The sequence below is a fragment of the Kitasatospora cinereorecta genome, assembly GCF_024172095.1.
GTDB classification, from domain to species: Bacteria; Actinomycetota; Actinomycetes; order Streptomycetales; family Streptomycetaceae; genus Kitasatospora; species Kitasatospora cinereorecta.
The window spans coordinates 353,827-374,084 of record NZ_JAMZDX010000002.1; the positions used below are offsets into that span (position 1 = coordinate 353,827).

17 protein-coding genes are annotated in these 20,258 nt (G+C 74.8%); 5 read left to right on the plus strand and 12 right to left on the minus strand.

Translation table 11 applies throughout. The features are described 5' to 3' along the window. Positions 1-8: 8 nt before the first annotated feature. Positions 9-509, minus strand: a complete 501-nt coding sequence (locus FHR36_RS08540) for a VOC family protein (protein ID WP_253795349.1) — start codon at positions 507-509, stop codon at positions 9-11. Positions 510-669: 160 nt separating this feature from the next. On the opposite strand from FHR36_RS08540, the gene FHR36_RS08545 reads away from it, so the two are divergent. From FHR36_RS08545 to FHR36_RS08555, 3 genes are all read left to right on the plus strand, one after another. Beyond that, on the plus strand, positions 670-1,635 hold the full coding sequence (locus FHR36_RS08545; protein ID WP_253795350.1) for a zinc-binding dehydrogenase: 966 nt from the start codon (positions 670-672) through the stop codon (positions 1,633-1,635). 40 nt (positions 1,636-1,675) lie between these two features. Beyond that, on the plus strand, positions 1,676-2,716 hold the full coding sequence (locus FHR36_RS08550) for a S66 family peptidase (protein ID WP_253795352.1): 1,041 nt from the start codon (positions 1,676-1,678) through the stop codon (positions 2,714-2,716). Between the two features lie 154 nt (positions 2,717-2,870). Further along, positions 2,871-5,087 carry a hypothetical protein gene (locus FHR36_RS08555; protein ID WP_253795354.1) on the plus strand — a complete coding sequence of 739 codons (2,217 nt, stop codon included), beginning with the start codon at positions 2,871-2,873 and terminating at the stop codon, positions 5,085-5,087. A 243-nt stretch (positions 5,088-5,330) separates the two neighbouring features. Here the strand turns inward: FHR36_RS08555 and FHR36_RS08560 are convergent, their stop codons facing one another. From FHR36_RS08560 to FHR36_RS08575, 4 genes are all read right to left on the minus strand, one after another. Then, the gene (locus FHR36_RS08560; protein ID WP_253795356.1) at positions 5,331-6,797 is read right to left on the minus strand and encodes an NF041680 family putative transposase; all 1,467 of its coding nucleotides are present in this window, start codon (positions 6,795-6,797) and stop codon (positions 5,331-5,333) included. A 140-nt stretch (positions 6,798-6,937) separates the two neighbouring features. Then, positions 6,938-7,696 (minus strand): 3-oxoacyl-ACP reductase FabG, encoded by a 759-nt coding sequence (gene fabG / locus FHR36_RS08565; RefSeq protein WP_253795358.1) that lies wholly within the window; start codon positions 7,694-7,696, stop codon positions 6,938-6,940. A 55-nt stretch (positions 7,697-7,751) separates the two neighbouring features. Then, complete coding sequence (locus FHR36_RS08570; protein ID WP_253795360.1) at positions 7,752-8,942, minus strand: thiolase family protein; 1,191 nt, start codon at positions 8,940-8,942, stop codon at positions 7,752-7,754. Positions 8,943-8,971: 29 nt separating this feature from the next. After that, a complete protein-coding gene (locus FHR36_RS08575; RefSeq protein WP_253795362.1) occupies positions 8,972-10,120 on the minus strand; it encodes an acyl-CoA dehydrogenase family protein in 1,149 nt (382 codons plus the stop codon). A gap of 150 nt (positions 10,121-10,270) precedes the next feature. Between FHR36_RS08575 and FHR36_RS08580 the strand changes: the two genes are divergently transcribed. Further along, positions 10,271-10,930: a TetR/AcrR family transcriptional regulator gene (locus FHR36_RS08580; protein ID WP_308199241.1), complete on the plus strand. Its 660-nt coding sequence runs from the start codon at positions 10,271-10,273 to the stop codon at positions 10,928-10,930. 50 nt (positions 10,931-10,980) lie between these two features. Here the strand turns inward: FHR36_RS08580 and FHR36_RS08585 are convergent, their stop codons facing one another. Beyond that, a complete protein-coding gene (locus tag FHR36_RS08585) occupies positions 10,981-12,201 on the minus strand; it encodes an aminoglycoside phosphotransferase family protein (protein WP_253795364.1) in 1,221 nt (406 codons plus the stop codon). A 56-nt stretch (positions 12,202-12,257) separates the two neighbouring features. Further along, positions 12,258-13,667, minus strand: a complete 1,410-nt coding sequence (gene pdxR / locus FHR36_RS08590; protein ID WP_253795366.1) for a MocR-like pyridoxine biosynthesis transcription factor PdxR — start codon at positions 13,665-13,667, stop codon at positions 12,258-12,260. A 76-nt stretch (positions 13,668-13,743) separates the two neighbouring features. On the opposite strand from pdxR, the gene FHR36_RS08595 reads away from it, so the two are divergent. Then, the gene (locus FHR36_RS08595; RefSeq protein WP_253795368.1) at positions 13,744-14,520 is read left to right on the plus strand and encodes a metallophosphoesterase; all 777 of its coding nucleotides are present in this window, start codon (positions 13,744-13,746) and stop codon (positions 14,518-14,520) included. A gap of 4 nt (positions 14,521-14,524) precedes the next feature. Here the strand turns inward: FHR36_RS08595 and FHR36_RS08600 are convergent, their stop codons facing one another. From FHR36_RS08600 to egtA, 5 genes are all read right to left on the minus strand, one after another. Next, a complete protein-coding gene (locus FHR36_RS08600) occupies positions 14,525-15,727 on the minus strand; it encodes a nitric oxide synthase oxygenase (protein ID WP_253795370.1) in 1,203 nt (400 codons plus the stop codon). 177 nt (positions 15,728-15,904) lie between these two features. Then, entirely contained in the window at positions 15,905-16,885 is a 981-nt protein-coding gene (gene egtD, locus FHR36_RS08605; RefSeq protein WP_253795372.1) for an L-histidine N(alpha)-methyltransferase, read from the minus strand. Positions 16,886-16,918: 33 nt separating this feature from the next. Beyond that, a complete protein-coding gene (egtC, locus tag FHR36_RS08610; RefSeq protein ID WP_253795374.1) occupies positions 16,919-17,659 on the minus strand; it encodes an ergothioneine biosynthesis protein EgtC in 741 nt (246 codons plus the stop codon). After that, positions 17,659-18,981 (minus strand): ergothioneine biosynthesis protein EgtB, encoded by a 1,323-nt coding sequence (egtB, locus tag FHR36_RS08615; protein ID WP_407660806.1) that lies wholly within the window; start codon positions 18,979-18,981, stop codon positions 17,659-17,661. The genes egtC and egtB overlap by 1 nt, the downstream gene beginning before the upstream one ends. Beyond that, positions 18,975-20,249 carry an ergothioneine biosynthesis glutamate--cysteine ligase EgtA gene (gene egtA / locus FHR36_RS08620; RefSeq protein ID WP_253795376.1) on the minus strand — a complete coding sequence of 425 codons (1,275 nt, stop codon included), beginning with the start codon at positions 20,247-20,249 and terminating at the stop codon, positions 18,975-18,977. The genes egtB and egtA overlap by 7 nt, the downstream gene beginning before the upstream one ends. Positions 20,250-20,258: the final 9 nt, after the last annotated feature.

The following is a 20,258-nucleotide window of genomic DNA, read 5'->3' on the forward strand; positions in this document are numbered from 1 at the left end:
GGTCCGGACTACGGGGCCGGGGTGGCCCCGCCGCCCTCGTAGGCGTCCCGGAGGCCCTGGACGTTCAGTTTGCGCATGCCGAGCATCGCCCGGGTCACCCGGGCCGAGCGCTCCGGGTCGGGGTCGGAGATCATCTCCATCAGGACCTTCGGGACCACCTGCCAGGAGAGCCCGTAGCGGTCCTTGAGCCAGCCGCACTCGACCTCCTGGCCGCCGCCCTCGGTCAGCGCGGCCCAGTAGGCGTCCACCTCGGCCTGCGAGTCGCAGTCGATCTGCAGCGAGATCGCCTCGGTGAAGGGGAACAGCGGTCCGCCGTTGAGGGCGATGAAGCGCTGGCCGGCCAGTTCGAAGGTGACGGTCATGACCGTCCCGGCCACTCCGGGGCCGGCCTCGCCGTACCGCTGCACGTCGACCACCCGGGAGCCGGGGAAGACCGAGGTGTAGAAGGCGGCCGCCTCCTCGGCCTGGTGGTCGAACCAGAGGAAGGTGGTGATCTTCTGCTCGGCCATGGGTCTCCTCCTCGAGGGCTGTCCCGATCGAAGCTAGCGGCCGCCGGTGCGCCCGCCCGGCTGGACGCGCCGTCACCGCGCACACCCGGGCTTGACTTGAAGCGCGCATGAGGTTTCAGGATGGGCGGCGGCACGACACGGGACCGGAGAGGGGATGGGCATGCGCGCGGTATGGCTGCGGGAGTTCGGCGGACCGGAGGTGCTGGTGGCCGGCGCCGCCCCGGATCCGGTGCCCGGACCGGGACAGGTCCTGGTGGCGGTGGCGCACGCCAACATCACCTTCGTCGAGACCCAGTTCCGCGCGTCCGGCCGCGGCCCGTTCGCCGTCGAACCCCCGTTCGTCCCGGGCAACGGCGTCGGCGGTACGGTCGCCGCCGTCGGCGAGGGTGTCGACCCGGCGCTGCTCGGGCGGCGTGTGGTGGCGTCCACCGGCGGCTCCGGCGGGTACGCCGAACTGGCGCTCGCCGCGGCCGACGGGCTGTTCGAGGTCCCGGACGGTCTGGCGACGGACGCGGCGGTCGCCCTGCTGGCCGACGGCCGCACCGCCGCGCTGCTGGTCGGCGAGGCCGCCCTGCGGCCCGGTGACCGGGTCCTGGTGGAGGCCGCCGCGGGCGGAGTCGGCACCCTGCTGGTGCAGCTCGCCACGGCCGCCGGCGCCACCGTCACCGCCGCGGCCGGCGGGGAGGCCAAGCTCCGACTCGCCCGCGAACTCGGCGCCGCCCGCACCGTCGACTACACCAGGACCGGCTGGGAGGCGGAGGCCGGGCCGCAGGACGTGGTCCTCGACGGCGTCGGCGGCGCCGTCGGACGGGCCGCCTTCACCACCCTCGTGCCCGGCGGACGGATGCTCACCTACGGGCTCTCCAGCGGCTCCTGGGCGGCGATCCCGGAGGCCGAGGCGGCGGCGCGCGGCGTGGCGCTGCTGGGCCTGCGCCCCACGCCCGAACGCATCCGCGCGGCCACCGGGCACGTGCTCGCCGAGGCCGCCGCCGGACGCCTGCGGCCGGTGATCGGCCGGCGCTTCCCGCTGGAGCGGGCGGCCGAGGCGCACGCGGCGATCGAGTCCCGGGCCACCCTCGGCAAGACCCTCCTGGACGTCGCCCCCACGGCTGACCCGCGCGGATAATCCGTCGAAGAACGGGCGACGGTCCGCCTACGATCTGCGCATGATCGAGCCTGCGTACCCCGCCAAACCCAGTCCGGGCGACCGCGTCGCCATCGTCTCGCCCGCCGCCGGCCTCCCCGAGCTCTACCCGCTGCCGTACGAGCTCGGGCTGCGCCGGCTCACCGAGGACTTCGGCCTGGTGCCCGTCGAGTACCCCACCACCCGGAAGATGGGCACCAGCCCGCAGGAGCGGGCCGCCGACCTGCACGCGGCCTTCGCCGACCCGGAGATCAAGGCGGTCATCGCCTCGATCGGCGGCTCCGACCAGATCACCGTGATCCCCCACCTGGACGCCGAGTTGATCCGGGCCAACCCCAAGCCCTTCTTCGGCTACAGCGACAACACCAACCTGCTGGACTTCCTGTGGCGGCAGGGCATCGTCGGCTTCCACGGCGGCGGCGTGATGACCCAGTACGGCCGTCCCGGCGCGATGGACCCGATGAGCGAGTCCTCGATCCGGGCCGCGCTGTTCACCTCCGGCCCGTACGAGCTGACCGAGCCGGCCCGGATCACCGAGGTCAACCGCGACTGGGCCGACCCGGCGACCTTCGACGCCGAACCCGCCACCGAGCCGGCCACCGGCTGGTCCTGGCACCGCGCCGACCGGGTGGTCGAGGGCCGCAGCTGGGGCGGCTGCCTGGACATCGTCGCCTGGCTGATGATGGCCGACCGGATCGCGCCGCCGGAGACGTACGAGGGCTGCGTGCTGTTCCTGGAGACGTCCGAGGAGCTGATGAGCGCCGACGAGGTCTACTTCACCCTGCGCTGCATGGGCGAGCGCGGACTGCTCCGCCGCTTCCCGGCGCTGCTGATGGGCCGGGCGATGGCCTGGTCCTTCCAGAAGCCCCTCGGGCCGGCCGAGCGCGAGCGCCACCGCGCCGAGCAGCGGGCCGCCGTGCTGCGTGCGCTCGCCGAGTACGCGCCGGACACCATGGCGGTGTTCGACGTGGACCTCGGCCACACCGAACCGCAGCAGATCGTCCCGTACGGCGGCGTGGTCCGGGTGGACGGGCCCGCTCGCCGCGTCACCGTGCACTACTGACGGCCCGCCGGGCGGGTGGCTCGGCCCACCCGCCCTGGCTCGGATCCCGGGGGACCCCGTAAGGTGACGGGGATCGGACGTGGTGGCAGGCACCGCGGCGGCAGGCACGACGTCGCAGGTGCGACGGGGGCGGGAGTGACCGGGAGTGGCGGACGTGACGACGTCGTCCGGGGACGGCACACAGCCGGGCCCCGACCTGGTGAAGACCGTTCCGCTGCCGGGCCCGGGCGACCGTGCCGGTGCGGAGCGCACTGGCGAGCCGCCGGTACCGGCCGACCCCTTCGAGCTGCCGCCGCCCGCGGCGACCGCGGCGGCCCCGGTGGTGCCGCCGATGCCCGCGATGCCGCCGACCGCCCCGGCCGGGCCGGGTGCCGTCCTGTCAGCGGCGCCGCCCGCGGCCGGGCCTGGCGGGGCGTCCGGCGTCCCGTCCACCGGCTGGACCTCGGTGATGCCGGCCATCACCCTCCCCCCGGGCGGGCAGCCGTCCGCCGAGCCGGTCCCGCCCCGCGGCATCGGCAACGGCCTGCGCGGACGCATCCTGGTCGTCGAGGGCGGGTACGCCGGCGGCCGGCGCCCGTGGGCGCGCGGCGGCTCGGCCCACACCCACGTCCTGTCCGAGATGATGGCGGGCGTCGCACCGCAGGTGCTGCTCTCCGCCGACGCCGTGGACGCCGTCCACCTGCCCGGCGGCGCCGACCCGCAGACCGTGCTGGCCCACCTGCGCGCCGCCGCCCGCCACCCCGGCCCGGTCCTGGTGCACCTCGGCGGCCACCTCGTCGTCGACCGCCGCGGCGGACAGCTCTACCTCAGCCTGCGCGACGCCAAGCCGTCCGAGAGTCTCCCCTGGAGCGCCCTCGCCGCCGAACTCCGCCACCGCCCTGCCGAGCTGGACACCCTGGTGATCGCCGACCTGAGCGCCGACCACGCGATGTGGCCGCAGCTCCAGGCGATGGGCCCCGGCCTCGCCGAGGGCGTACCGATGTGGGCCGTGGTCACCCCCGACCCGGACCAGCTGGGCACCTTCACCCGCGCCCTGATCGAGGCCCTGCACCGCGGGCGCCCGGGCGCCGAGGCCCTGCTCGCGCCGGAACAGCTCCAGCCGCAGGTCCACTCGGTGCTGCGACCCGACAGCATGGTCGTGGTCGCCCACCCCGCCGACCGGCCGTACTTCCGCAACACCTCGCGGCAGATCGGCGGCGGCCCCGACGCCGCCCACCCCGAGCCGCCTCAGGCCGCCAGGCCGACCCGGCCCGCCCCCGTACCGGCGCCGTCGGCCGCCGAGCCGCGGGTCGAGCTGGGCAAGGGCCGGATCAGCCCCACCTGGACGCCGCGCGGCATGGTCAGCCTGCGCAAGCCCGGTGTACCGCCCACCCCGGCCCGCCCGCCCCGGCCGGTCTCCCTGCTCAAGGGCCGGCCCGCGCAGCCGGACGCGGCGGCGACGGTGGACCTGGCCAAGCCGGCCGACGGCGGCGGAGCGGAGCGGGTGGACCTGGCGAAGCCGTCCGCCGCCGTCGATCCGGACCTGGCGGCGACCCTCGACCTGGCCGACCGGGACAGTGCCCCGGCGGCCACCCTGGACCTCGCCGACCCGGACAGCGCGCTGGCGGCCACCCTGGACCTGGCCGAGCACGGCGCCGGGCCGGCCGCGCGGGTGGAACTCGGCAAGCGCGACGGCGGTGCGCCGTCCGAGCCCGCGGAGGCGGCCACGGTGGACCTCGCCGAGCGCGACAGCGCGCTCGCCGCCACGCTCGACCTGGCCGACCGGGACAGTGCCCTGGCGGCCACCCTGGACCTCGCCGACCACGACGGCGCGCTCGCGGCCACCGTGGACCTGGCCAAGCCCGACGGCGCCCTCGCCGCCACCGTCGACCTGGGCAAGCCCGCGCCCGCCCCGGAAGCCGAAACCGCAACCGCGGCCGCGGAAGAACCGCCGACCGACTACCGCGAGGCGATCGGACGGATCGTCCGCTGCGCCGACGCCGGCGAGCACGACACCGCCGCCGAACTGGCCCTCGCCCTCGAGGAGCAGGCCGTCGCCGCCCACGGACCGGCCGCCCCGTCCGCGCTGCAGGCCCGGCAGGTCCGAGCCCACGTCTCCCGGCTCGCCGGACGCCCCGCACTGGCGGCGGAGCTGTACCGCGAGGTGGCGCTCACCCTGCTGCGCACCGAGGGCGCCGGGCACCCGGAGACCCAGCAGGCCGCGACCAACGCCGAGGCGTGCTGGCGGGCGATCCCCGACCCGGCCGAGGCGATCCGGATCGCGCCGGACATCATCGAGCTGCGGGCCCACCTCCCCGGCCCGGACGGCCGCAAGCTGCGCGCCGCCGAGCGCTACCTGATGCAACTGGCCGAGGCCAAGGCGAAGGCCTGAGGCCCGGGACAGTCCCGAACCTCAGGCCTCGATCGCGAGCCCGCTCGACGGAAGGGCCTAGGGTCCGTCTTCAAACCCCCGCCTGCCTGGCGACGCCTGGGCACGCACCTCGCCGCGTTGTCGTCGGTCGCCGATGCTCCGCATGGACTCCCTCCTCCGCCTTGCGATGCACGCACCCAGACGCCGCCAGGCCCGCCCTCCGGGCGGACGACGGGGGTTTGAAGACGGACCCTAGCTTGATCTTTAACCTGTTCGGCGTGGTTGAGGGCTGTTGATCTGCGGGTTCTTCTGTGTCGGTGGCGTCTTGGTACTCGTTTTGCCGGCGGTGTGGACGTCGTGGCGTGGGGTCGGTTGGGTGTTCTTGCGGCCGGGTGGCCGTCCCGGGCCTGGTCGGCTGGGTTTGGGTGCGCCGGCTGGGCAGACCGCCTTGCGACGGAGGTGCCGGAATCCGCGTCGGACGCGGGCGGGGGTCATGCGTTCGGGCGGCGCGGGCCGTTCCCAGGGGCGACGCAGGTCGGTCGCGAGGGGCCGGGCGAGGCGGAGCTGGGTGTGGGCGGCGAGGATCAGCCAGGTCCAGCGGTCCGCGGCCTCGGGCGTGCGGATCTTCGGGCAGGTCCAGCCCAGGGTCTGCTTGAACAGGCGGAAGGTGTGCTCGATGTCGAAGCGGCGCAGGAACGCCTGCCAGAGCAGGTCGATGTCGGTGGTGGTGGCGTCGGTGCCGGACCACCACAGCCAGACCGGCTTCGGGATCGCGCCGCTGGGCAGGTGGTCGACCTCCAGGCGGATCACGGTGCCCTCGATCACCGGCAGGGTGCCCGCATCCGCCACCCAGGCGGATCGGTGGGTCAACCTTGGGTGCAGGCGGTCCCAGGATCGGGCGGTCGCGATGCCGTAGAGGCGGGTCTCGGTGACGGTTCGGGTGTCCGGGTCGCCCCAGGTGTTCGGGTCGTTGAAGGCGAACTCGCCGCCGTGCCTGGGCGGTCGGCCCACGGTGCCGGCCGGCCGGGGCGGGCAGGCCCTGCGCAGGACGCGGTCCGAGCGCATCCGCCCCAGCACCTGCACCGGCAGGTCGCCGAGGAGGAAGGCGAGGCGGGGAATGTCGTATCCGGCGTCCGCGACGACGAGAATGTCCGGGTCTCCGGTGTGCCACTGACCGGCGTCGACGAGACGCCGGACCAGCTCGCGCAGCTGCCGGGCGGTGACGGTCGCGGCGTCGTCGCCCGGCGCGAGGCGGCGCGCGTCCAACGGCGCGGTCCACGAGCTGCGGCCGGTCTCCAGGGCGGTGATGATCAAGTAGGGCCAGCCCGGAACGGGGATGTGCTGGTCCTTGCCCCGCCCGTAGGTGTGGCACAGGATCCGCTCGGGTGAGGTGTGGGCGTCCGGCCGCAGCCAGCAGGTGACGTCGACCGCCAGCACCAGCCGGCCGTCGGTCGCTCGCGGCAACGGCGCCTCCGCGAGAGCCCGCCGCAGCCGATCCGCATCGATCCGACCGCGGGCCAGAGCGGCGTAGAGCCCGCCGTGGCCGCGGCGGTGCTCGCCCACCAGGGAGAGCTCCACCAGCGACCTGACCGGCCCGTCGGCACACAGCACAGCGTCGGCCAGCTCGAACAACGCATCCCCACGCCGGGTCAAGCAGGAGTAGAACTCCCCTCGGAAGCGTGACAGTTCAGCGATTGCGTCCCTGCCGACGCCGTCATGCAGCACACTCATCCCCACGGCCTTCGTTTTGATCACGTGCATTCCTTGGTCGGAGCACAGGATCAGACGAAGGCCGCCTTCATGTACGGCCGTTACCGCAACGAGTGATCACGTTCGGACAGGCCGTTCGAGCCCACTGGTTAAAGACCAAGCTAGCGGGCGCCGCCGTTGACGTACAGGGTCTGCCCGCTGACGTACGAGGCGTCCTCGCCGGCCAGGAAGACGACCACGGCGGCGACCTCCTCCGGCTGGCCGACCCGCCGCAGCGGCGTCCGCTCGGCGGCCAGCGCCTGGTGGTCCTCGGCGCTGGCGCCGACCCGCTCGGCGGTGGCGGCGGTCATCGCGGTGGCGATGTAGCCGGGGGCGACGGCGTTGACGTTGATGTTGTACGGGCCGAGCTCGATCGCCAGGGTGGCGGTGAGGCCCTGGATGCCGGCCTTGGCGGCGGCGTAGTTGGCCTGGCCGCGGTTGCCGAGCGCGGAGCGCGAGCTGAGCGAGACGATCTTGCCGTACTTCTGCGCGACCATGTACTTCTGGGCGACGTGGCTGCAGTTGTACGCGCTGGTGAGGTTGACCGTCAGGACGGCGTCCCAGTCGGCCTTCGGCATCTTGAAGAACAGGTTGTCCCGGGTGATGCCGGCGTTGTTGACCAGGATGTGCAGGCCGCCCATCTCCTCGGCGACCGTCGCGAACACGGCCTCGACCGCGCCGTAGTCGGCGACGTCGCAGCCGTACGCCCGCGCCGTGCCGCCCTTGGCGGTGATCGCCTCGACGGTGGCGGCGGCCCGCTCGGCGGTGAGGTCGACGACGGCGACGGCCGCGCCCTCCTCGGCCAGCCGCAGCGCGGTCGCCGCACCGATGCCCTGGGCCGCTCCGGTCACCACGGCGACCTTGCCCGCAAACCGACTCATCTGACGCAACTCCTCGACTGGTGAAGGGTGTTCAACGAACGTTCGCAAGGGGTGTTCAGCGGACGTTCTCGACGACGACGGCGGTGCCCTGACCGACGCCGACGCACATGGTGGCCAGGCCCCGGCGGGCGCCGGTCCGGCGCATCCGGTGCAGCAGGGTGGTGAGGATGCGGGCGCCGGAGCCGCCGAGCGGGTGGCCGAGGGCGATCGCGCCGCCGGTCGGGTTGACCAGCTCCGGGTCGAAGCCCAACTCCCTTACGCTGGCGAGCGCCTGGGCGGCGAAGGCCTCGTTGAACTCGGCCTCCTCGACGTCCCCGACCTGCCAGCCGGCCCGCGCCAGCACCTTGCGGGTGGCCGGGACGGGGCCGATGCCCATCACGTCCGGGTGGACGCCGGCCGAGGCGCCCGCCACGTACCGGCCGAGCGGCTCCAACTCCAGGTCCCGCAGGGCCTCCTCGCTCACCAGCAGCAGCGCGGCGGCGCCGTCGTTCATCGGTGAGGCGTTGCCCGCGGTGACGGTGCCGCCGGCCTTGAAGACCGGCTTCAGCCGGGCCAGCTTCTCCAGGGTGGTGTCCTCGCGGATGCACTCGTCCGCGGTGACGGTGATCCCGTCCGGGCGCTCGACGGGCAGCAGTTCGGCGTCGAAGTGGCCGTCCTTGCGGGCGGCGGCGGCGCGCTGGTGGCTGCGCAGGGCGAAGGCGTCCTGGTCCTCACGGGAGACGCCGTAGCGCTCGGCGACCTGCTCGGCGGTCTCGCCCATCGAGAGCACGCCGTGCAGGTCCTTCATCCGCAGGTTGGTGAGCCGCCAGCCGAGCCGGGTGTCGAAGGTCTCGATCCGGTGCGGCAGTGCCTCGTCGGGGCGGGGCAGGACGAACGGTGCGCGGCTCATCGACTCGCAGCCGCCGGCCACCACCACGTCCGCCTCGCCGGAGCCGATGGCCCGGGCGGCGGTGGTGACGGCCTCCAGGCCGGAGGCGCACAGCCGGTTGAGGGTCGCGCCGGGGACGGACTCGGGCAGTCCGGCGAGCAGCACGGCCATCCGGGCCAGGTTGCGGTTGTCCTCGCCGGCCTGGTTGGCGGCGCCCCAGTAGACGTCGTCGATCCGGGCGGGGTCGAGCTGCGGGACCTCGTCGAGCAGGCCGCGCAGCACGGCGGCCGACAGGTCGTCGGGCCGTACGGTGGACAGCGCGCCGCGCAGCTTCCCGATCGGGGTGCGGCGGGCGGCGGCGAAGTAGACAGGACGCACTTCGTCGGGCTCCTCATCCATGGGGGTTTCTAGAACGCGTTGATGCCGGTCAGGGATCGCCCGATCAGCAGCTTGTGGATCTGGCTGGTGCCTTCGTACAGGGTCATCACCCGGGCGTCGCGCAGGTACTTGCCGACCGGGTACTCGTCGATGAAGCCGTAGCCGCCGAAGACCTGCAGGGCGTTGTTGGCGGCCCGCACCGCGGCCTCGCTCGCGTACAGCTTGGCGGTGGAGGACTCGGTGGCGAACGGCAGGCCGCGCTCGATGCGGTCGGCGACCCGCCAGGTGAGCAGGCGGGCGGCGTCCACGTCGACGGCGATGTCGGCGATCAGCTCCTGCACGAGCTGGTGGGAGGCGATCGGCTTGCCGAACTGCTCGCGCTCGGTCGCGTACCTCACCGCGGCGTCCAGGCAGCCCTGGGCGATGCCGACGCAGCCGGCGGCCACCGACATCCGGCCCTTGGCGAGCGCGGACATCGCCACCGAGAAGCCCTTGCCCTCGGCGCCGAGCCGGGCGCTGTCCGGCACCCGGACCCGGTCGAAGGCGAGCTCCGCGGTGGCCTGGCCGCGCAGGCCGAGCTTGCCGTGGATCAGCCGGCGCTCGAAGCCCGGCAGGTCGGTGGGGACCAGGAACGCGGTGATGCCGCGGTGGCCGGGCTCGCCGGTGCGGGCGAAGACCAGGGCGACCTCGGCCCAGGTGCCGTTGGTGATGAACATCTTGGCGCCGGAGATCAGCCAGTCCTCACCGTCCCGCACCGCCCGGGTGGTCAGGTTGGCGGCGTCCGAGCCGGTGCCCGGTTCGGTCAGCGCGAAGCAGCCGAGCGCCTCGCCGGAGGTCAGCCGCGGGAGCCAGTGCCGCTTCTGCTCCTCGGTGCCGTACGCGTTGATCGACTTGCCGACCAGGCCGAGCGAGACCGACACGATGCCGCGGACCGAGGAGTCGCCGCGGCCCAGCTCCTCCAGGACCAGGCAGTACGCGAGGTGGTCGCCGCCGCTGCCGCCGTACTCCTCGGGGAGGGTGAGGCCGAGGAAGCCCACCTTGGCCAGCTTGCGGACGACGGCGAGGTCCACCGACTCGGCCCGGTCCCACTCGGCGGCGTACGGCACGATCTCGCGGTCGACGAAGTCCGCCGCCAGCTCCCGGACGGCGGCCTGCTCCTCGGTGAGCTCCAGGTTCATGGCGCGGACACCTCGATAAACTAGCGCTGCAAGTTTTAAGGTGACTGTAGCCCGCGCCCGGCGGGCTGTGAAGGGGCGGCCCCGCCAGGCCTGGGAGAATGCCGTGGATCCGACCGGCCGAGTCGAAGTCGAACCGAGAGGGAGGCGAGCGTGGCCCGACCGCGCACCCCGCTGCTGAGCCGCGAGCGGATCGTCGCCGCCGCGCTGGCGGTGGCCGACGCCGAGGGGCTGGACGCCCTCTCCACCCGCCGCCTCGCCACCGAGCTCTCGGTCAGCGGGCCCTCGCTCTACAACCACTTCGCCACCAAGGACGATCTGCTCGACGCCGTGGTCGACAGTGTGATGGGCGAGGTGGACCTGTCGATGTTCGACGCGCCGCAGGACTGGCGGACCGCGCTGCGCGACTGGGCCCGCTCCTACCGCGCCGCGCTGGCCGCCCACCCGCACGTGGTGCCGGTGCTCGCCCAGGGCCCGGGGCGGCGGCCCAACGCCCTGCGCCTGGCCGACGCCGTCTTCGGCTGCCTGGTGGCGGCCGGCTGGCCGCGCGGACAGGCCACCCGGGTCGGTGCGCTGATGCGCTACTTCATCACCGGCTCGGCGCTCGGCTCCTTCGCCGCCGGCTTCCCCGAGGACGCCCAGCTCTACGCGGGCGACTATCCGCACCTCGGCGAGGCCCACCTGCTCGCCGAGCACCGTCGATCGATCGACGAGGGCGCGTTCGAGACCGGCCTGGAAGCCCTCCTGGACGGTCTCGAACTGCGCTTCGCCCGCCTGTCGGCGGACCGGCCGGGACCGGACCCCACGAACTGATCCGGGCCCGGGCCGGGCTCAGGCCCGCACGGCTCCGGCCTGCATGCGGCTCAGGCCTGTACGGCTCCGGCCGAGGCCAGCGCCCGGCGGATCTCGGCGGCCGGGTCGCCGGCGTGGTAGATCCGCTCGCTCGGCTCGATGCCGTCCAGGAACTCCTGGTAGCGCACCGCGTAGTACACGTGCATCAGCGGCTTCGACAGCTCCAGCGCCCGCTCCGGGTCCGCGCCCGGGACCAGCCGCCGCCACGCCGCCACCCAACGCCCGCGCGTCTCGGCCCAGCGCTCCTCACCGAGGAACGGGCGCGGCCGGTGGCCGTCGAAGGCCGGGTGGCCGTGGAAGGCGTCGGAGAAGTCCATCGCCACCGCGCGCTCACCGTCGAAGCGCCAGTTGCCCGGGTGGAAGTCGCCGTGCACCGCGGTCTCCGGGAGGCCGCACCGGGCCAACTCCTCGACCAGGCCCGGCAGTCGGTCGGCCAGCCGGCCGGCATCGGCCAGTTCCTCGGGCGACAGCTCGGTCACCTTGCCGCTCGCCAGCAGCTCCCGGAAGGCGCCGACCAGGGCGGCGGGCGTCCGGTCCGCCAGCGCCGGGTCGCGGCGCCCGGCCAGCGCGTGCTGGGCCTCGGCGAGCCGCTCGACCAGTGTCAGCATGCCGTCCTCGGGCGCGCCCCAGCAGTCCACCCCGGCGACGTGCTCCAGCAGCACCCGGTGCGGCGCCGCGGCCAGCACCCCGGGCACCAGCGCCGGGTCGGCCGCGCCGAACACCGCGATGGCGCCGGCCTCGTCCACGCCGAACGGGGGCGTGGTCTTCAGCCACACCGGACCGTCCGCGGTCGGGATCCGGAACAGGCCGGAGAGGTTCCAGGACTTGACCTGCTCGGCGGGCCCGGTCGCGGGCCGGCCCAGCCGGTCCAGCTCGGACGATGCCCAGTCCAGCGCCGAGCGCAGCCCCTCCGGGGTGGCCCAGGCCAGCCGCAGCGGGTGGTCCGCCGGCTCGGCGGCGAAGTCCGGCCCGGCCGGGGCGAGTTCGGCCTCGGGCCGGTCCAGCGCCTCGGCGTGGTAGGTGACCAGGCCGCCGCGGCCGCCGTCGCCGCCGTCCACCGACAGCAGCCGCAGCACCATCACCGGTACCGCCAGCCGCTCCGTCAACTCCCGTGCCACCTGGCCGACCTCGGCCCAGTGCGGCGAGTCGACCCCGAACGGGCCGACCGAGCCGAGGACAGTTCCCCGGCAGGTCACCACTGCGGTGACCGTACGCTTCGTATCGTTGTGCACCTGCGCATTGTCCGGACGGGCCGCCCGCGCCGCCAGCGAATATCCCGCGCGGGCGCTCACCGGCCGAACTGCTCGGCCAGGACCGCCGACAGCGCGTCCAGCGCGGCGGGCCAGGCGCGTTCGGCGGGTGCGCCGAAGCCGATCAGCAGGCCCTCCGGCCGTCCCGTCGGGTCGTGGTGCAGTTCGCTGAGGCCGCGCAGCGCCACGCCGCGTTCGGCGCACCGCGCCAACAGCGGGGCCTCGCCCGGCCCGTGGTCCGGCAATGTGACCAGCGTGTGGAGTCCGGCCGCCACCCCGTGCACGGTCGGCCCCGGCAGTGCGCCGATCCGCTCCACCAGCTGCCCGCGCCGCCGCCGGTAGCGCAGCCGGGCGGCCCGGACGTGCCGCTCGTACGCGTGGCCGGCGATCAGGTCGGCGAGGATCAGCTGGCCGAGGCTCTCGCCGTACAGGTCGGTGCGCTCCCTGGCCCGGACCACCGGGTCGACCAGCTCCGGCGGCAGCACCAGCCAGGCCAGCCGGAGCGCCGGGGCGAGGGTCTTGGAGGCGGTGCCGCAGTAGACCACGCGGTCCGGTGCGGTGCCCTGCAGGGCGCCGACCGGCTGGCGGTCGTACCGGAACTCGCCGTCGTAGTCGTCCTCCAGGACCAGGCCGCCGGTGGTGTGCGCCCACGCGCGCAGGGCCCGGCGGCGGCGCGGGTGCAGCGGGACACCGGTCGGGTACTGGTGCGAGGGGGTGAGCGAGACGGCGCCGACGTCCGGGCCCAGCTCCTCGACCCGGGCGCCCTCCCGGTCCACCGGCAGCGGGTCGACGGCCAGCCCCGCCCGGCCGAGCAGCGCACGGTAGACGTCGTGTCCCGGGTCCTCGGCGGCCACCCGGGTGGTGCCGCCGGCCGCCAGGACCCCGCCGAGCAGCGCCATCGCCTGGTGGAACCCGGCGGTGACCACCACCCGGTCCGGGGTGGCGACCACGCCGCGGGTCCGGGCGAGGTGCTCGGCGAGGGCGGTGCGCAGCTCGATCCGCCCCTGCGGGTCGCCGGGGCCGAACGCCTGCGGCCCGACCCGGCCGAGCACCCGGCGGGTCGCGGCCAGCCAGGTCCGGACGGGGAAGGCGTCGAGGTCGGGCCGGCCGGGCCGCAGGTCGTGGACGGGTTCGGCCGGCGCGGCCGCCGGACGCGCCGCGGCGACGGTGTCGGAGGCGGGGAGGGCGGCCACCGAGGTGCCGGAACCCGGCCGGGCGGTGAGGTACCCCTCCTCGACCAGCTGGTCGTAGGCGGCCGTCACGGTGCCCCGGGCGAGCCCCAACTCGGCGGCCAGCGCCCGGGTCCCGGGCAGCGACGTGCCCGCGGCCAGCCGGCCGGCCCGGATCGCCTCGCGCAGCGCGCCCTCCAGACCGACCCGTCGGCCGCCCGCCGCGGCGGCGGGCTCCAGGTGGAGGTCGACGCCGTGACCGGACCAGTTTTTCGGCACGGAACCGGATCTTAACCCTGGTCCGGTCGGGACCGTACGGTCGCGTCATGGACAAGTCGACAAGGAGTCACCCACCATGCCCGTGATCGCGCATCTCAGCGACCTGCACGTCAGCGACCTGCACCTCAGTGACCTGCATCTCGACGGCGGTGCCCGCAGCGTCGAGCGCGTCCGCGCCGTCATGGCCTTCCTCGAGGACCTGCCGTACGACCTGGACGCGGTGCTGGTCACCGGCGACCTCGCCGACCACGGCCGGCCCGAGGAGTACGAGGTCCTGCGCGAACTGCTGGTCTCCCGCCACCCGGTGCTGGTCCTGCCCGGCAACCACGACGAGCGCGCCGCCCTGCGCAGGGTGCTGCTGGGCGAGGACGCGGCGGACGGTCCGGTGAACCGGGTGCATCGCGGCGCGGGCTTCGTCCTCGCGCTGTGCGACTCCTCGGTGCCCGGCCGGCCCGAGGGCCTGCTGGCGGACGAGACGCTGGCGTGGCTGGACGGGGTGGTCGAGCGGACCCCGGCCGGGGTGCCGGTGCTGGTCGCCTTCCACCACCCGCCGGTCGTGCTGCACACGCCCGCCGTCGACCCGATCCGCCAGTTCGGCGCCGAGCGCCTGGCCGAACTGGCCGGGCGCCGGCCGCAGATCGCCGCCTTCCTGTGCGGCCACGCGCACACCCCGGCCGCGACCCGGTTCGCCGGACGCCCGCTGCTGGTCGCCCCCGGGGTGGTCTCCACCCTCCGGCTCCCGTGGGAGCGGCCGGGACCGGACGCCCACCCGGACCTGCCGCCCGCACTCGCCTTCCACGTGCTGGACGGCGACGGCCGGCTCACCACCCACTACCGGGTGGTGCCGCTCTGACTGCTCACCAGGGCTCGCGGGCCACGAACGCGGGCCGCAGCCCGGGGTCGACCGGGTCGTAGTAGCGGTGGTAGACCGGCGTCAGCCCGCCGGAGACCGGCGGGACGATCCAGCTCCAGTCCGCCGGGGTCGGCCGGCCGAGCCGCTGCTCCTGCGCGACGTGCCGCAGGAAGCGCTCCGACTCGGTGTGGTGGTCGGCCATGGTCACCCCGGCCTCCTGGAAGGAGTGCAGCACCGCGATGTTCAGCTCCACCAGGGCCCGATCGCGCCAGAGCGTGCGGTCGCTGGAGGTGTCCAGCCCCAGCCGCCGGCCCACCTCGGCCAGCATGGCGTACCGGTCGGCGTCGGCCAGGTTGCGGGCGCCGATCTCGGTGCCCATGTACCAGCCGTTGAACGGCGCCGCCGGGTAGCGGATGCCGCCGATCTCCAGCGTCATGTCGCTGATCGCCGGGACGGCGTACCAGCGCAGCCCCAGCTCGCCGAACCAGCCGTACTCGGGGTGGGTGAGTTCCACCTCCAGCACCGCGTCGTCCGGCACCTCGAACCAGCGCGGCTCGGCGGCCGGGGCTTCCTGCACCAGCAGTGGCAGCACGTCGAACCGGCCCTCGCCGCTCTTCCACTCGGCCGCCCGGGCCAGGGCGGCGAGTTCGCCGCCGGCCGGGTCGCCGGTCCACCGCCCTTCGAGGTCCTGGTAGCCCGCGTAGCGCACCAGCTGGGAGTTGAGGATCCGGGGCGCGGGCCGGCCCGGCCGGTCGGGGGCGAAGACGGTGACCATCGGCCGGATCCGGCCGCCGTTGGTGGCCGCCCGCAGGTGCCCGAAGCACTCGGCGGCGATCTCCTCCGGACCGGTCACCTCCCGCCGGTCGCGCACCACCAGGCTGCGCCAGTACAGCCGGCCGATGCACCGGGCCGAGTTCCGCCAGGCCAGCCGGGCGCCGAAGGCCAGCTCGGCGGCGGTGTGCCGGTACGTCCCGGTCTCCGCGATCTCGGCCAGCACCTCCCGGATCCTCGGGCCCGGGTGGCCGGCGCTCGCGGTCTCCTCGTGGAACTGCCGGACGAACGCCGCCGCCTGCGCGGCCGGTGTGCTCCCGTCGTCGTCCCGGGCGACCGGCGGCGCGGGGTGGTGCGTGTACGCGGGCTGGTGGTGGGCGTAGGGGCAGGCGCCGGTCGGGGCCGGCTTGCGCGGACGAAGGCGATTGAAGATCAAGAGCACATCCCTCCCAGTCCTCCATGGGTACCGGAGGTGCGTGCGCGGCCGCAGGGAGTGCGCGATTCGGCCCCCGTAGCGCCCGCTCCGGCGCTACTGTGTGCCGTTCCCCGCGATCCGGAACGGCGTCGCCCTCCCCGGCCGCGGTGCTCCTGCACCCGGGGAGGGCGACGGTGGTCAGGCGACGGTGACGGGCTCCGAGAGGGAGAGCCCGAAGCGGCCCTGCTCGTCGGTCCACCACTCGGTCAGGCGCAGGCCGGCGGCGGCCAGTTCGTCGGCCACCCGGGAGCGGCGGAACTTGGCGGAGATCTCCGTGCGCAGCTCCTCGCCCTCCTCGAAGTGGACCGGCAGGTCGAGTTCGGGGATCTTGACGGACTGCGCGCGGGTGGAGCGCAGCCGCATCTCGATCCACTCCTGCTCGGTGTCCCAGTGGGCCACGTGGTCGAACAGCGCGGGGTCGAAGTCGGCGGCCAGCTCGCGGTTGAGCACGTTGAGCACGTTCTTGTTGAACTCGGCCGTCACCCCGGCCGCGTCGTCGTACGCGGCCACCAGCACCGCCGGGTCCTTGACCAGGTCGGTGCCGAGCAGCAGGCAGTCGCCGGGCCGCAGTTGGGCGCGCAGACCGGCCAGGAAGGCGGCCCGCTCGGGCGGCAGCAGGTTGCCGAGGGTGCCGCCGAGGAAGGCCACCAGCCTGGGGCTGCCGTCCTCGGGCAGGCCGAGCCCGGCGGTGAAGTCGGAGAGCACCGCGTGGACGCTCAGCCCCGGGTACTCGGCGATCAGCGCCTCGGCGGCCGACTCCAGGGCGCTCTCGCTGACGTCCACCGGCACGTACGTCTCCAGGGTGCCGAGGTCGCGCAGCGCGTCCAGCAGCAGCCGGGTCTTCTCCGAGGAGCCGGAGCCGAGTTCGACCAGCGTCCGGGCCTTGGCGATCGCGGCGATCTCGGGGGAGCGGGCGGTGAGGATCTCCCGCTCGGCCCGGGTCGGGTAGTACTCCGGCAGCCGGGTGATCTCCTCGAAGAGCTCGCTGCCCCGGGCGTCGTAGAACCACTTGGGCGGCAGCTGCTTCGGACTCGCGGTCAGGCCCGCCTGCACGTCGTGGCGTAGCGCGTGCTGGAAGTGGTCGGCGGGCAGCAGCCGGGTCAGGTCGTATCCGGTCACGGTGCGGGGTCCTCTCACGGGGGGAGCGGGCAGTCAGTCGATCGGATGGACGGTCACGCCCGCCGCGGTGGCGAGCAGCAGGGAGCGGTCGGGCACCTCGGACCAGCCGGGGGAGTCGTCGCCCGGCTCGGAGGCGACCATGACGCCGGAGCCGGGCCGCACCCGGTGGAAGAGGGTGTCGCCCCAGGCCGTGGCGGCGATCGAAGTGCCGTCGGTCAACAGCAGGTTGAGCCGGGCGTCGCCGTACTTGGCGACCGCCCGGACGGTCTCGGCCAGTGCCTCGCCGAGCGCCGCCCCGGCGCGCAGCCGGTGCAGCACCAGCGCCCAGACCAGGGCGGAGTCGGTACGGGCGGTGAGTTCCAGCAGTTCGGTGGCGGGCAGTTCGGCGGCCAGCGGCCCGTGGCGTTCGGGCCAGCCCGGCAGCGCGCCGTTGTGGCTGAACAGCCAGCGCCCGGCGGCGAACGGCGCGGCCGCCGTTTCGCCGGCCGCGCAGCCCTCGGTGGCCGAGCGCACCGCGGCCACCAGCGCCCGGGTGCGCACCGTCCGGGCCAGGTCGGCCAGGTTGGCGTCGGCCCAGATCGGGCCCTCGCGCCGGTACCGGGCGGGCAGTTCGTCGCCGTCCGCGTACCAGCCGACGCCGAACCCGTCCGCGTTGACCGTCCCGTACTGCTGCAGCCGGGGCGCCCAGGACTGCCGGTACAGGCCGTGCGGCGGGTCGAGGATCAGCCGCCGGATCGCCACCGGCTCACCGAGGTAGGCCAGATGGCGGCACATCAGGCCTCCTCCCCGGCGTCGCGGGCGGTGCGGAACCCGGAGAAGATCTGCCGCCGGACGGGGTAGTCCCAGTTGCGGAAGGTGCCCCGGCACGCGACCGGCGCCACCGCGAACGAACCGCCGCGCAGCACCTTGTACTCGGGGCCGAAGAAGACCTCCGAGTACTCCTTGTAGGGCCACACCCGGAACCCCGGGTAGCCGTGGAAGTCGCTGGACGTCCACTCCCACACGTCACCGATCAACTGCCGTACCCCGTACGGCGACTGACCGGCCGGGTAGCTGCCGACCGGGGCCGGCTGGAGGTGCTGCTGGCCGAGGTTGGCGTGCGCGGGGGTCGGTGACTCGTCGCCCCACGGGAAGCGGCGCGAGCGCCCGGTGGCCGGGTCGTGCCGGGCCGCCTTCTCCCACTCGGCCTCGGTCGGCAGCCGCCGCCCGGCCCAGCGGGCGTAGGCGTCCGCCTCGTACCAGCTGACGTGCAGCACCGGTTCGCGCGGCGGCACCGGCTCGAGGGTGCCGAAGCGGCGGCGCATCCACTGCCCGCCGTCCAGCGACCAGAACAGCGGTGCGGCCAGCCCGGCCTGCTGCCGGTGCGCCCAGCCCCGCTCGGTCCACCAGCGCGGGTCGTCGTAGCCGCCGTCGGCGATGAACACCTGGTAGGCGGCGTTGGAGACCGGCGCGGTGTCCAGCCAGTACGCGGGCAGCTCCACCCGGTGCGCGGGCCGCTCGTTGTCCAGCGCCCACGGCTCGGTGTCGGTGCCCATGGTGAACGGGCCTGCCGGGACGAGGACTTCGGCCGGCAGCCGGTCGGCGTGGTCCGGCGGCGCGGGCGCGGTCAGCGCGGCCGGCCCCTTGCGCAGCTGGTGGGTGATCAGCATGGTCTCGTCGTGCTGCTGCTCGTGCTGGACGATCATGCCGAAGGCGAAGCCCGCGTCCAGTAGCGGCGATCCCTCCAGCGGGCTGGCCGCCAGCAGGTCCAGCACCCGCCCGCGTACGTCGTGGGCGTACCCGCGGGCCTCCTTCGGCGGCAGCAGCGGCAGGCTCGGCCGCTCGGACCTGGGGTGCTCGAAGGCGTCGTACAGCGGGTCGATCTCCGGGTGCATCGGGTCGCGGCCGCCGACGTTGCGCAGCAGCCACAGCTCCTCCTGGTTGCCGATGTGCGCCAGGTCCCAGACCAGCGGCGACATCAACGGGGAGTGCTGGGCGACGAGTTCGTCGTCCTCGACGCAGTCGGTGAGGCGGCCGGTGCGCTCGCGGGCGGCCGCCAGCTCGCCGGCGATCAGCTCGCGCAGCACAGCGGGATCGGTGGTGTCGGCGTTCAGCACGCTGCCGTCTCCTCGGAAATCGGGTGGGCGCCGGTGCGCACGGCGTCCAGCTGGTCGTCGGCGGGGCAGCGGCCCCGCACCGGGTAGCGCTCGGCGAACTCGCCCAGGGCGCGCCGCAGCCGGCCGCTCCCGCCGCGCCGGGCCAGCGCCCGGTCGGCGGCGGCGAAACACGCCACCGTGGCGCGGCGCAGCTCCGGGTCGGTCATCCCGAGGCCCGCCGCCCGGCGCCACAGCATGTTGCGCGGCGGCGGGGCACTCCCCGGCTCGGCCAGCGGCTCCAGCGCCGCCAGCGCGGCATCGGTCGCCTGCGGGTCGTCCATCAGCGCGCTGACCAGGGCGAGCGGCACCAGCCAGCCCTCGCCGGGCTGCGCGTCGATCATGCGCAGCTCCAGGTGGCCGCGCGGGCGCACCGGCGGGAACAGCGTGGTGCGGTGGTACTCCAGGTCGGCCATGGTCGCCGGCCGGTCGCCGGCCCCGCGCAGCCACTCCCGGAAGGTCAGCCCCGCGGGCGCCGTCCACGGCTCGCCGTCGGGCCGCTGCACGCACAGCACCTTGGCGTCCAGCACGTACCGCGCCCAGGCGTGCCGCGGGTCGCCGTTGGCCGCCGGGGCCAGCGTGCGGCTGGGGTCCATCCGCGACCAGACCGTCTGCCGCATCGACTTGTAGCCGGTCGGCCGGCCGTCCAGCAGCGGGGAGTTGGCGAACGCCGCGACCAGCACCGGCCCCAGCGCGTGGGCCAGGCGCCAGCGCGCCGCCAGCTGCGCCTCGGACCCGGAGTCCACGCAGACCTGCACCGACGCGGTGCCGCACATCATGATCCGGCCCCACGGTCCGGTCCGGTCGAAGTACTGCTCCATCGCGACGTAGCGCGGGTGGGAGGCCTGCATCCGGCGCTCGCGGGCCAGCGGATCGGTACCGCTTCCGGTGAGCCGCAGTCCCTGCGCGGCGTACGCGGCGCTCAGCGCCGCCTGGTCGGCCAGCAGCAGGTCTGCGCAGCGGTCGGGATCATCGGCGGGCTGGGAGCTGAGCTCGACCTGTCCGCCGGGTTCGTGGGTGAGACGGGAGCCCGCCGGGAGCTGCGGGCCTTCGGGGTGCGCCGGGAGCGCCGCCAGGGCGGCCGCGACGCGGTCGGGATCCACCGGATCGTCGGGACATCGGGCGTCATGGACGAACCACTCGGCCTCCACCCCCACCAGCCGGGGCGGCCCGATCTTGAAACATATGCCGGCCAGATGGCGTTCAGCCGTGGCCTCGGTCAGCGGGGTCACGCTCGGTGG